Below are 13,648 nucleotides of genomic sequence, written 5' to 3' on the forward strand. Positions count from 1 at the left end.
ACGTATTGATGAGGGGCTTCCCATCGGCTACAGTTGGAACTGTTCTTGTACCCCGGCGCAGTTCATTTGTTTTCCATGTATATATCTTAATTCTAGCTTAACCTTTTTGTAATACGGTATTTTTATACATTCACTAAACTTGTTGTTCAATTTTTTCATACCTCAATGAAAAGAAACTACAAGGAAGCGGATGAAACATCATTATTGATCCTGATTAAGCAGAATGAGGGAGAGCATGCCTTTCGGGAACTTTTTTACCGGTATCAGGACAGGTTATATCGTTACAACCAGAAGATACTCCGTAACCGTGAAGCCAGTGAGGAAATTCTGCAGGATGTTTTCGTGAAGGTGTGGAATTACCGTCATCAGATCGATGAATCCAGGGACTTTTCTTTCCTTCTTTTTAAAATCGCAAAAAATACCATAATCAATTATTTAAAGTCTCACAAGGCAAAACAACAACTTGCTCCGGAAACTATAAGTACTTTGGCAACTCATATATGTCCGGAAGAGACCATGATCTGGCAACAATATACTGCTATGCTGGATAAGGCTATTGCAGAACTCCCGGAACGCTGCCGTATTGTTTTTGAAAAGAGCAGGCTTGAAGGCAAATCTTATGAAGAAATAGCAGAAGACCTCGGTATTTCACGGAATACCGTCCGCTTGCAGATCATCAAGTCATTAAAGCTTATAAAAAGTTATTTTAACCATCATCCGGAAATGGATGTGGTATTCTCCCTCCTGTTGTCTTTAGCATCCTTATTTACGGTTTTTAAAGGATTTTAAACCGGTATGGAACCGGATCTATACCCGGACTAAGGTTTTTTTATACTGAAAAATAAAAAAATCCGGAAACGGAATAGACCTCTCCTGATGTTTTGTTGTATTTATAAGAAAACCCCGAAGTTGAAACCAGATAGAGACGGCATATTGCAAAAATATTTTTCAGGACAATGCACTTCCGAAGAAAAACAGTTTGTCGAAGAGTGTATATTAAACAAGGATAATGTTCTGCTGGATGACTACCTCAGTGCCGAATGGGATGCCTGTGCGGGAAAAAGAGTGAACCCGGTGCCGGAAGCCGACCGGCGCTATAAAAGCATCAATAAGAGGATACGTAAAAAACGGGATACGGACAGGAGGAGAATATGGGGTGTGGCCGCTTCCGTAATCGCATTGCTGGGGATTACGGGGTATTTTTTAATGCAGTTGTTCTACCCGGTACCCGGGAAACAGCTTGTAGTTAGCACAGGAGCCGGGGAGCAGAGAGAAGTGATTTTACCGGACAGTACCGTAGTGTGGCTTAATTGTGTATCGTCCATTACTTACCCGGAGTCTTTTAGCGGGGACTACAGAGAAGTAAAGGTTAATGGAGAAGCTCTCTTTGAAGTTACCAAAAACCCGCACAGACCTTTTGTTGTGAATTTTAACGAACATTATACCAAAGTATTGGGGACCGTGTTCACGGTAAGATCTTACCCGGGGGAACACAATGATATGGTAACCCTTGTGGAAGGCAGTATAGCGGTAGGGGAAAAACAACCCGATGTCCTGAAAGAATATGCGGTATTGATTCCCGGCGAACGTATTACCATTTCCGACAGTATCGAAAACAACTTCGCCAGGAGTAGAATACAAGATATAGCTTCAGTCGCTTCTTGGAAGAGCGGGGAACTTCGCTTTCATAAAACACCTTTGAATATGGTAGCCAAAGACCTTCAGCGATGGTATGGCAGGGATATCATACTGGAAAAAAGAGGGCAACACGCCGTAAATGGCAATATGACCCTGACCTCGATAATTAAGCCCGGAACAGGACTGGAAGAAGTCCTGGAAATATTGAGTCTTACCCACAAAATAGCATATACCCGCAAAGGAGACAAAATAATAATAACCTCTAAATAAAATATATATGAAATAAACCTACCAGAGTAGCACACGAAGAGTCCTGTAGAAAAACAGCGAAAGTGGTACCAGCACTTTCGCTGAGAAGTTTTCTACAAAGGATTACTTATTCCTAAAAAGAAACAAATAATACAGAAAATTTCATCAAAATTATGAAAAAAATAATAATGCGCTTTCGTGCCGGAATACTTTTTATGGGCATATTCTGGCTGAGCGCAGGTTTTTCCGTGAAGGCAGAAAACAGGCAGTCCGACCTCGATAAAATTAAAATTTCGGTCTCCTTCCTGGAAATTCACCTCGCAGAAGCTCTCGAAGCCATAGGAGAGAAGAGCAACCTGGGAATCACCTTTAATGACGCCGATATTCGTCAGGATAAAAAGATCTCTTACAAGGCAATAAATACGTCAGCTCAGAAAATACTCAAAGATGTGCTGAGGGGGACCGGGCTCCATTTCCGGCTGCACGGAGAAAATATCATCATTTATAAAGATCAGGAACAGACAATAGAAGGAAAGGTTTACGACAGCGGGATTGACGAACCACTGATGGGGGCCACCATTAGTGTTCCCGAAACAGGCTCGGGAACGACTTCCGGTTTTAACGGGGAATTTTCTTTGCAGGCAGATAATTTTCCGGTAAAAATCCGTATTGCCTACCTTGGGTATGAAACCCGGGAAATTACCGTATCCTCACCTGTTAGCGATCTTGAAATTATGCTTGTCCCGGTTAACGAAGAACTGAAAGAAGTGGTGGTTACCGCATTGGGGATCTCGCGCGAAGAAAAGAGCCTGGGATATGCCGTTGGTGAAGTAAGCGGGATATCTGTGAACGAGAGCAAAAGGATGAATATCACCAATGCACTTGCAGGTAAGGTAGCCGGGGTACAGATTCGCAATGTGAGTTCCGATCCGGGTTCGTCTTCCCTCATAACCATCAGAGGTGCCTCTTCCATAAACGGGGATAATCAGCCCTTATTTGTAATAGACGGAATTCCGGTAAACTCCAATAACCAGAATGCAGAGTCGTCGGGAGAAGGGTATGTGGACTATGGAAACACTTCCATGGATATCAGTCCCGATGATATTGCCGAGATTACGGTACTGAAAGGAGCGGCAGCCGCACTTTACGGTTCGCGTGCGGCCAACGGGGTCATCCTGATCACAACCAAAAAGGGCAGGAACGGAAAAAAAGGACTGGGAATAAGTTATAATTCGGCCGTAAAAATCGATAAGGCCTGGCTGTATCCCGATTTTCAGAATGAATTTGCAGCGGGCTCGGACATTCTTGCCGTAGATGAGAATGGTATTCCCGTAGCTACGGGAACGGCTACCTGGGGGCCGCGTATCGAACCGGGAGTACAGGCAGTACAAACCCTTCCGGGAGGGAAAACCACCGTTGCGGAACTCAGGGCATATCCCGACAGGTACAAAGACTTTTTCGACCTGGGATATACCCTTACCAATAATATATCGGTGACCGGGAATTACGATAAAGGTAGTTTCAGGCTTTCTTACACCAATCTGCAGAATGAGGGCATTGTTCCGGGGACCAACTACAAGAAAAACGGTTTTAACCTGAATTCTATCTATAAAATATCTGACGACCTCAGTGTTTCTGCGATGGCCAATTTTAGTATTGCAGACAGTGACAACAGGCCCACACAGGGTAAATCCGGGGAGAGTGACAACGCTACCGAAGTAATTTACCGCCTGACGCCAAATACCAATATCAAGGATTATAAATCGTATTGGGAAGAAGGGCTGGAAGGATTACAGCAGAAAACGCTGGACGGCGGTGACAACCCGTATTTTACCGCTTTTGAACAACGAAATCAATTCCATAGGAACAGGTTATTCGGAAAATTACAGTTGAATTACAAGATCAATGAGACCATGAACCTGCAATTCCGCTCGGGGATAGATACCTACCAGGAACAGCGGGTCACAAAAAGGGCTTTCAGCAGCCTGGAATTTCCCAATGGGGCTTATGGCAATAAGGTCATGGGATTTACCGAGACCAATCTCGATGCATTGTTCACCTATACCCCTGAAATAGAAGGGGATTTTGATGCCAGTATATCGGCAGGTGCTAACCGGATGGACCAGAAGCAGTATTATACCCGGGCATTTTCCGGTCAGTTGGAGATCCCGCAGTTCTATAACATTTCCAACGCTGCTGCCGGATCGGTAGAGAACAGTGACGGGCATAGCCGCAAGCGTATTAACAGTGTGTACGGGCTTATGCAACTCGCCTATGGGGACTTCCTGTTTCTCGACCTGTCGGCCCGGAACGACTGGTCCAGTACGCTTCCCCCTCAAAACAATTCTTATTTTTATCCATCCGCCTCTCTGAGTTTTATTTTTTCGGAGGCTTTCCATTTGAATTCCCGCGTGTTTTCCTTCGGAAGATTCCGGATGAGCTGGTCTGAGGTAGGGAACGACACCTCTCCTTACCAGTTGACCAATACGTATGGATTTGACGATTGGGGAGACCTGAAGCTTGCACAGAACAATCAGACACTGAAGAATAACCATTTAAAACCGGAAAAAACAAGGGTGATAGAACTCGGTTTCGACCTGCGGTGGTTGCAAAACCGCTTAGGACTGGACGTGGCCTTGTATCGCAACAAGACGTTCAACCAGATCATAAGTCTTCCGATTGCCCAGAGTTCCGGGGGGACCTCCAAGGTAATTAATGCCGGTGAAATACAGAACCAGGGTATAGAAATCACACTGAATGCCGCGCCTGTAAAAAGTTCTGATTTCTCCTGGGACCTTTCTGCCAATTTCAGTAAAAATGAAAACAAGGTCAATGCCCTGTACGGCGATATGGAAAGCATACAGCTGGGATCTGCAACCGGTATTTACCAGCGTTTGTATGTGAACGGGGCCATAGGTGATTTTTACGACCAGCGTACTCCGTTAAGGGTAGCATCCGGCCCGGATAAAGGACGATATATCCTGGAAGACGGTATGTTCGTAAGGGATAACAGTTGGGTGAAAACCGGGAACAGTACCCCTGATTTTACGATGGGGATGACCAACATCTTTAACTACAAAAACTTCAGGCTTGCCTTTACTGTCGATTGGAGCCAGGGAGGAGAATTTTATAACTACACGGCCAAAAACCTGATGTCCGACGGACGTATAGGGTTTACTACTGCTTACCGCGATCCGCAGAGCGGAGGGCTTAGCTTCGAATACGCCGGGATGCCACGTACCGACGGTGCCGTAATCCCGGGTGTTATCCTGAACGAAGACGGCACGTACCGGGAAAATGATGTGGCGCTTCCGGCTCCGTATTATTACGGGGAATACTGGGATTACGAGGAATTCCATATGTCAACCGCCACTTATATAAAACTTCGGGAACTCAGTTTCGGATATACGTTCAGGAATATCCGGTGGGCCGATAATCTTTCTGTCGATCTTATAGGCAATGATCTTATCAGCTGGTTTGCCTACAAGACCAAACATAACCGCGATGGTTTTGTGACCGGAGATTACGATAAAGGTTACGATCCCGAAACCCAGAATTACCTTTCTTCTGCCGGCCCTCTGGGCATTACCCAGGGAGTGTCTGCCTGGCAATTACCGGCTACCCGAAGTATAGGAATCAAATTAAGTGCTAATTTCTAAATTGTCCAACCATGCTGAAAAAGAGTTTATTTCTGGTCATAGTCCTGTTGGGGATGTGCAGATGTACCGATAATTTCGAAGAGATCAATACCAATCCGAATGATCCGGTAAATGTAGATGCTGCCTATTTAATGAGTTCGGTTATCGTAAATACGGCCTATAACCTTACCGAAGAGAATGTGGGTGGGGTCATGGGAATCCCTTCGCGATATGTTACCCGGGTTATTCATAATGGAGACGATACCTATCGGTGGGATGCCGAAAGCTGGGGGTTTGCGTTTAATAACCTGATCAACAACGAGGACCTTTTACAACAGGCAAGGGCAGAAGAGGACACCCATCTCGAAGCCATAGGGCTTATTATGAAAGGATATTTGTTCGGTATACTTACCGATACCTACGGAGATGTACCTTTTGAAAATGCCTTCGGGGCTCCCGGGGAAAATTATACTTCCGCATATAGTAGGCAGGAAGATGTATACAATACCATACTCGGATATTTTGACAGGGCCAATGCTCTCCTGCAGGAAGACGGACGTTTATCGCTTTACGCTGCTTTCGACCCGATGTTCGAAGGAGATGTGCTCAAGTGGAGAAAACTGGCCAATTCACTGCATCTTCGTTACCTGTTGCGGATTTCCCAGAAGAATGAAGAAGCCCTTGATACCATGCAGATGATACTTAACAATAACGACAGGTATCCGCTCATTTTATCTAATGAGGACAATGCTTTTTTGCCGTATCTCGGTGTAAGAAAGACCGACTCTTCTCCTCTGGGGTCCTATGACGGGGATTTTTATGACAGGAGGCCCAGTAAGATATTTGTGGATTTCCTGCTCGAAAGAAATGACCCCAGGTTGCCGGTCTGGGTGCGGCCTGTAGCCAATCCGGATGCCGGGACCGTAGACAATAACGAATACGTGGGATTGCCCCTGGCGATTTTCGGTGCTACAAACTACAACGGGACTACCAATCATCTCAATTACGAGTCCAGCAACTATTCTGAGTTCAGCAGTGTATTTCACGATGACAGCAATCCCTTGTTTAATGCCGTGATCTTTCCGGCCTGCGAAACCTATTTTATCCTTACCGAACTGGTGGAGGTACACAAACTCAATTATGGCGGAACCCCGGCCGGGGAACTCTACCTCGAAGGGATCCGTACCTCCATGTCGCAATACCGGGTGGAGGCAGAAGCTGAAGCAACCGGTTACTACACCCAGTCTCTTGTGGCTTACGACGGAACCCTGGAGCAGATTCTCGCTCAAAAATGGGTGAGTATGCTGTTTGTGGGCGGGTCGGAGACCTGGTTTGATCACAGGCGGACCGGGTATCCCGTTTTTCCTTTCGGGGACCTTTCCATCCGTGACGAAATACCATACCGGATGCCCTATCCTGCTGATGAAGCCAGCTATAATGCAGAAAATTATGAGCAGGCTATTGAGAACCAGGGCTGGTCCGATGATAGTAATTATGAAAAAATGTGGCTATTGAAATAAAACAAATACACTTCAAAATGAAAATATCCTATATCTTTTTCGGAATGCTTATTGTTTTTTTGACAGGTTGTTCCGATAGTAAAACAAAAAATTCACATGACCATGTCCACTCCGGGCATGACCATACCCCGTACAGTGCCCAGGATACCGTATGGAGCCATAAGCTTATCTTTCCCAGCAAGGTGCCTGACAGGATTATTCTTAACCTTACGGAACATCCGGAATCGTCCATAGCGGTGAACTGGCGTACCGATCAGCAGACAGACAGTGGGTTTGTACAGATAGCTGTGGCCACCGACGGGCCCGAATTTTCACTCGACGGAGTGAGAACCGTAAGAGCAGAAACCGAGGTTTTCGAAAACAAGAATGAAAAACATAAGGAACCTTTGGTTAAAGCCAATTATCACAGTGCGGTAATAGATGACCTGAACCCAGCTACTACATATGTCTACCGCGTAGGTTACGGAGGAGATGATGACAGGTTGTGGAGTGAATGGTTTCAGACTACCACGGCCTCGGACCGGGACAATGACGCCTTTGGTTTTATCTATTTCGGCGATGCCCAGAACGAATTGAAATCCATGTGGAGCAGGGTTATCCGGAGTTCTTACGCCAAATTTCCGAAGGTGAATTTTATGTTGCACGCGGGTGACCTGGTCAATGACCGGGACAGTAACCTGGAGTGGGGCGAATGGTTTTATGCAGGCAGTTTTATTCATGCTACCATACCGGGGATCATGACCCCCGGCAACCACGAATACCGGAAAGAAGTACTGAGTTCGCTGTGGCGCCCCCAGTTCAACCTGCCGCAGAATGGCCCGCTCGATGAAATAAGGGAAACCTGTTATTATGTCGATTACCAGAATACCCGGATCATCTCCATAGATGCCGTGTCTTTTGACGATAAGGAACATTCCAGGAAGGCACAGGGGCAATGGCTGGATTCCATACTGACCAACAACCCGAAAAAATGGTCGGTCATATTCTTGCACTATCCCGTTTTGTCAGTAGCCAAAAAACGGGGAGAAGACAATTTAAACCTGAAAACAGTACTAAAACCCATTATAGACAAGCATAAGGTAGACCTGGTGCTTACGGGGCATGATCATACCTATGCCCGTGGAGAAGTTAAAAACCTGGGAAGCGGGATCACAGCAACGGACGACACCGGAACGATCTATGCCGTATCGGTGAGCGGGCCCAAAATGTACGATTCGGAAAAAGCCGACTGGATGCAGAGAAGAGGAGAGTACACCCAGCTGTTCCAGATTATTACGGTAGACGGGGATAGGCTTTCCTATACTTCCTATACTCCTTTGGGAAAAGTCTATGACGCCTTTGAACTGGTTAAACGCAACGGTAAAAAACAACTGATCAATAAAATACCGGACACTCCGGAGCGAATGAAAAAAGATTTTATTTCCGAATGAGGAAATTATTGAAATACCTGGTATCGCTGCTTCTTTTATCTGTTTTTATTGGTGGGGTCATAGCCTGGTATCATATGAGGGACAGGAATCCCGGCTACACTTACGATAAAAAATGGGAAACCGGGGGCTCACCTGTTCTTGCAGGATTTGCCAAAAAGGAAATAAATCCCGCAGTGCCCGATACCTGGAAAGACCTTAACGGGAACGGAATCTATGAACCCGGACAGGGAGAGAAGTTTGAAGATGGCAATAATAACGGAAAGTTCGATGCCGTATACATGGCCGGTTTTCACCACAATCGGCCTGCCACGGCCATTCATGATACCTTATGGGCAAGGGCTGTGGTGTTAAGTTCCGGCGGAAAGCAGATCGGCCTGGTCGTACTCGATGCTATCGGGTTGTTTAATGACCAGGTTGTTGCCGTACGGAAGAAAGTAGCAGAAACAATCCACCTGGATTATGTGGCTGTAATAAGCACCCATACCCATGAAGCCCCCGACCTTATCGGGTTGTGGGGAAAATCCGCCTATTTCTCTGGAGTAGACAAGGACTATGAGCAAAAGGTGATATCCGGTGCTGCAGCAGCGCTTGTCGAAGCTGCCAATAAGCAGGAAGAGGCCTGGATGACTTTTGCACAGGATACTACGGATATTCTCGGGTATCTCGTTGACGATTCCCGTAAGCCACGGGTGTCTGACAACGGGCTGCGTTTGATGCAATGGAAACGGCAAAAGGATAGTACTACGCTGGGGACTGTTATTGCCTGGGCTAACCATCCGGAAACCCTCTGGAACCGCAATACCCGTATTACCTCGGATTTCCCTCATTACATACGTCAGGGCATAGAGACCGGAGTATATATAAAAGACAGTCTTGCCGAGACCGGAACAGGAGGTATTGCTATGTATATCAACGGAGCCATAGGCGGCCTGATACACACTTCTCCTAGATTCGGAATTCCGGGGATTGCCGGAGATACAATTTACAAAAAGGCTTCGTTCGATAAGGCAAAGGCACAGGGGGAAAGGATAGCCCTGCATGCTTTGAGATTGTTACGGGATACGGGACGGACAAAACATCTGGAAGAAGCCTCACAACGCCTGATTTCCAGGTCTGTCACCCTTCCGGTAGCCAATCGGAACTTTCAACTGGCAGGAGCAACGGGCCTGATCAACCGGGGATTTTCCGGACTTTTTGAAATGCGCTCCGAAATCGCGTACTGGCAATTCGGCCCGGCCGGTTTTCTCTTTGTGCCCGGGGAGATCTACCCGGAGATGGTCAACGGGGGTGTGGAAGCCCCGGAAGGGAATGATTTCGGTATTTCCCGGCCATCGCAAACACCTCCTTTAAGAAATCTGATGGATGATGAATATAAATTTGTAGTGGGGCTGTCCAATGATTTTATAGGATACATCATACCCAAAAGCGAATGGGATGAACACCCCCCTTATCTGTATAACGACCGTAAATCTCCTTACGGGGAAGAAAACGCACTCGGGTCTGAAACAGCGCCGTTATTATATAGACATTTTTCAGAGATTGTAAAAGGAACACGGAAATGAAAAAAGGCATATTGATTATCCTGTGGATGCTTCCGCTGTTTGTAATAGCACAGCAGACCCCGACAGATTTTACCTATGTAAAGAAACACCTGACCGATCCGGGAGATGAGGTGATCCTGGTCGCGGCACATCGTGCCATGCATACCCGGTATCCGGAAAATTCCCTTGCCGCGATTACCGATGCCATAGCGCACGGAGTGGATATTGTGGAGATCGATGTGAGGGTAAGCAAAGACGGTATCCCGGTATTGATGCACAATGAAACGGTCGATCATATTTCTACCGGTTCCGGGAAGGTCAAAAAGATCCGTCTTTCCAAACTCAGGACATTTCGGCTCAGGGATGATCGGGGAAAAGTAACCCGGCACCGCATTCCCACTCTGGAAGAAGCGCTTAATCTCGGAAAGGATAAAATAGTTTTTGATATCGACCTGAAAGTGAATATCCGCAATCTGAAAAAGGTGGCGGCAGTCGTGAAAAAATGTGATGCCGTAAACTCGGTGTTCTTCTACGATAGTGAGTATGACAAAATTCGGCGGGTAGAGCGATTATTGCCCGGTGTATTGAGAATGACCAAAGTGCATAATGATGACAAGGCAAAAAAATACCTGGGAGCTTTGCTTCCGGATATAGTTCACCTCGGAAATTCTGCCGTAGACAGGGAAGTCAGTTTTATAGAAACCGTGCAGCAGGATTACGGGCTTCCCGTTTTTGCCAATGCCCTGGGTGATATCGATGAGGCAGCCCTGGAGGATGTTCAAGCATATGATTCCCTGGTCGAAAAGAAAGTAAATATTATACAGACGGATGCCCCGGTATTATTGTTACAGTACCTGCGTCAAAAGAACAAACACCGATGAAAAACTATATGAGTATATTTTTTATCCTGGTCTTCAATGTGTTGTGGAGCCAGGAAGAACACTTTCAGGTATTTCCATACATACAGCAGGGAGCAACGGACCGTATGCATGTGTTGTGGGAGACGCGGATACCGGCAACCTCGGAAGTGTGGTATGGCGAAGCACTTCCCGATTCGGAAGCGGCCAATACTTCGATCTCAGTGATTTCGGATAGTCTGGGTACGATGCACGAGGTCGTTCTGAAAGACCTGAAACCCGAAATCAATTATTTCTGGAGAGTGGTCAGTATGGCCGGGAAAGATACCCTTGTTCACAGTAAGGTCTTTTCCTTTAAAACCGGGATTTCGGAAAGTTCGGATTCGGCTTTTATGTTTGCCCTGGTGGGTGACACTCAAAAAGGAAAAGATGAAGATGCCTGGGAGCGCATAGCAGAGCTGATCTGGGAAGACCGTCCCAATTTTGTACTTCACGTAGGTGATCTGGTGAGTGACGGCGACAGCAAGGAAGACTGGACCGGGGAATTCTTTCTTCCTGCCCGGCAATTGCTCTCCCGGATACCTATGTTCACGGCCTTGGGTAATCATGAGCATGACGCGCCGGATTACTATCGCTATTTCGTACATCCCGCCCCGGAATATTATTATACTTTTACATACGGGAACATGCAATTCTTCGTACTCGATACCAACCGGGATGTCTCCGAGGGCAGCATACAATACAACTGGCTGGAAAAAGAGCTATACAACTCCCGGGCATTGTGGAAGGTTGTCGTACATCATCATCCGCCCTATACTTCCGAAGAAAATGACAACGGGGATACCTATAAAGAATTGTCCGCTAACGGTTCCGAGGAGGTCCGTGACCTTGTACCGCTTTATGAACGCAGCGGAGTGGATTTTTGTGTTTTTGGTCATGTACATATGTATGAGCGGACCTGGCCCATAACCGGGGGGAGGGTGAACGAAAAAAACGGTGTGGTGTATATCAATTCCGGGGGCGGAGGGGGAAACCTGGAGCATTTTGCCCCCACCCGTACCTGGTTCAGTCTCGAACAACAATCTGTCCATCATTATTGCACATTTGCCGTACATGACAGTACCATCGTTTTTAAGGCCATAGACGAAAACCGTAATGTATTTGACAGTAACGTGTACACCAAGCCAAAGAAAAACAGGATAATCCCGCCACCGGCACCGGAAATCATATCCGGTTTTTTTGTGTTTGAAGATACTGTTTCGGTAAGCCTGAAACCTGTGGATAATCGTTTTCAGGTATATTATACCCTCGATGGTACGGTACCGGATACCTTAAATGGTATAAAATACAGAAAGCCCATACGGTTGGATGAGGATACGGAACTCCGGGCTGTTACCTGTTCACCGGAAGGAATTTCCGGACGGGTAGCGAAAAAGAAATTTATAAAAGCCAGGCGAAAGCAGCCTGTGAAACCCTTATCTGAAAAGTTAAACTCCGGGATACGATATTCATATTACGAAGGCAACTGGAAACAAATGCCCGATTTTTCACAGATCCCGGCACTAAGAACCGGAAGGGTATCCGGTATTGAGCTGCAGCAACTACGCCCGCGCAAAGATTATTGGGCAGTTAAATACGAAGGTTTTATTAAGGCAGAAGAATCCCGGCTGTATAAATTCTATACCGGGTCGGACGATGGGTCACGACTTTACATAGATGATGAGCTTGTCGTGGATAATGACGGAGACCATGCTTACCTGGAAACATCGGGAGCTATCTTCCTGGAGAAAGGATATCACCGGATAATTATCCGGTATTTCGAAAGCTATTCCAAAGAAATTCTTACGGCCGGCTATCTGGATAATGATGGAAATAAAATTCCTTTTCTTACTTCAGACTTTTTTATAGAGGAAACAGAGTAGGACCTTTATCAAAATATGATACCGGTTGCTGTAGATTGTCCGGCAGGACCAGGTATCTCTATAGGAGGTAAGAGTTTTTCGAAAAGATGGTTACCGGTTATTTTTCAGCCAGGTAAGCATCTCCGCCGATAAAAATCATTTTTGTATCCGGTTTGGCAGGATTTCCCGATGCCCCCAGAGCAAAAGAACGTTCTTCCTGTCTTCCGTCGGCAAAGCTTAAGATAAGCGTATGGCCTTGAATGGTATATGTCCCCGTATGCTTATTCTTTTTCCATGCTGCCGACGCCGGCGCAATAGTCCCGATATTGTTCCCTTCCACGAAATGCTGATTATCGATAAAGGAAATTTTTGAGATGGCCAGGGTGGTTGCCGATCCTACATCTGTAGAGCTTGTGTTTTTATATGACCTTGCCAGTTGTATATCGTGGTTGTACGGAAATGCGGGAAACCAGTTGCCGGAACCCAGTCTGTAGTCATAGGTCTTTCCTTTATAATTGGTCAGGTAAAACGTATTATTTTCCTTTTTCCATGTTCCCCAGGCTTTTGGTCTTTCCATTTTAGATTTTTCGATATTCAGGGATGCTGTGGGAGTTATCCCTACCTCCAGGTATTCTCCGTTTTCAAACAATACTACTGGTTCAAAAGTAACGGAGACAGGGTATCCTGATATAGCCTTAAAAAACCACTGTTCTTCCGATTGGATTTCTCCTGGCAAAGATGGTGTATTCCGGGTAAGACTGAAGGCGGCGCTTATAAGGACCGTATAGAGCAGAAGAACAAACAAATAAATTATTTTTCTTTTTTTCATATCCGTACATTTTTGAGATAGCCGGGTTTATACCAAAACCGATCG

The 13,648-nt window shown here is 46.1% G+C and carries 9 protein-coding genes; 8 read left to right on the plus strand and 1 reads right to left on the minus strand.

Annotation, left to right across the window (positions count from 1 at the left end; all coding sequences use genetic code 11):
* Nucleotides 1-165: 165 nt before the first annotated feature.
* From ED312_RS09555 to ED312_RS09590, 8 genes are all read left to right on the plus strand, one after another.
* Entirely contained in the window at nucleotides 166-789 is a 624-nt protein-coding gene (locus tag ED312_RS09555) for an RNA polymerase sigma factor (protein ID WP_123215780.1), read from the plus strand.
* Nucleotides 790-909: 120 nt separating this feature from the next.
* Nucleotides 910-1,908 carry a FecR family protein gene (locus ED312_RS09560; RefSeq protein WP_170164481.1) on the plus strand — a complete coding sequence of 333 codons (999 nt, stop codon included), beginning with the start codon at nucleotides 910-912 and terminating at the stop codon, nucleotides 1,906-1,908.
* A 152-nt stretch (nucleotides 1,909-2,060) separates the two neighbouring features.
* A complete protein-coding gene (locus ED312_RS09565) occupies nucleotides 2,061-5,546 on the plus strand; it encodes a SusC/RagA family TonB-linked outer membrane protein (protein ID WP_123215782.1) in 3,486 nt (1,161 codons plus the stop codon).
* 11 nt (nucleotides 5,547-5,557) lie between these two features.
* Nucleotides 5,558-7,045, plus strand: a complete 1,488-nt coding sequence (locus ED312_RS09570; RefSeq protein WP_123215783.1) for a SusD/RagB family nutrient-binding outer membrane lipoprotein — start codon at nucleotides 5,558-5,560, stop codon at nucleotides 7,043-7,045.
* A 17-nt stretch (nucleotides 7,046-7,062) separates the two neighbouring features.
* The gene (locus ED312_RS09575) at nucleotides 7,063-8,475 is read left to right on the plus strand and encodes a purple acid phosphatase family protein (protein WP_240643074.1); all 1,413 of its coding nucleotides are present in this window, start codon (nucleotides 7,063-7,065) and stop codon (nucleotides 8,473-8,475) included.
* Nucleotides 8,472-10,037: a hypothetical protein gene (locus ED312_RS09580; protein WP_123215784.1), complete on the plus strand. Its 1,566-nt coding sequence runs from the start codon at nucleotides 8,472-8,474 to the stop codon at nucleotides 10,035-10,037. The genes ED312_RS09575 and ED312_RS09580 overlap by 4 nt, the downstream gene beginning before the upstream one ends.
* On the plus strand, nucleotides 10,034-10,897 hold the full coding sequence (locus ED312_RS09585) for a glycerophosphodiester phosphodiesterase family protein (RefSeq protein WP_123215785.1): 864 nt from the start codon (nucleotides 10,034-10,036) through the stop codon (nucleotides 10,895-10,897). Before ED312_RS09580 ends, ED312_RS09585 begins: the two co-directional genes overlap by 4 nt.
* An 8-nt stretch (nucleotides 10,898-10,905) precedes the next feature.
* Nucleotides 10,906-12,795 carry a metallophosphoesterase gene (locus ED312_RS09590; protein WP_170164482.1) on the plus strand — a complete coding sequence of 630 codons (1,890 nt, stop codon included), beginning with the start codon at nucleotides 10,906-10,908 and terminating at the stop codon, nucleotides 12,793-12,795.
* Between the two features lie 97 nt (nucleotides 12,796-12,892).
* On the opposite strand, the gene ED312_RS09595 is transcribed toward ED312_RS09590, so the two are convergent.
* The gene (locus ED312_RS09595; protein WP_123215787.1) at nucleotides 12,893-13,603 is read right to left on the minus strand and encodes a hypothetical protein; all 711 of its coding nucleotides are present in this window, start codon (nucleotides 13,601-13,603) and stop codon (nucleotides 12,893-12,895) included.
* Nucleotides 13,604-13,648: the final 45 nt, after the last annotated feature.

Origin of the sequence: Sinomicrobium pectinilyticum (genome assembly GCF_003725735.1) — a bacterium.
Classification (GTDB): Bacteria; Bacteroidota; Bacteroidia; order Flavobacteriales; family Flavobacteriaceae; genus Sinomicrobium; species Sinomicrobium pectinilyticum.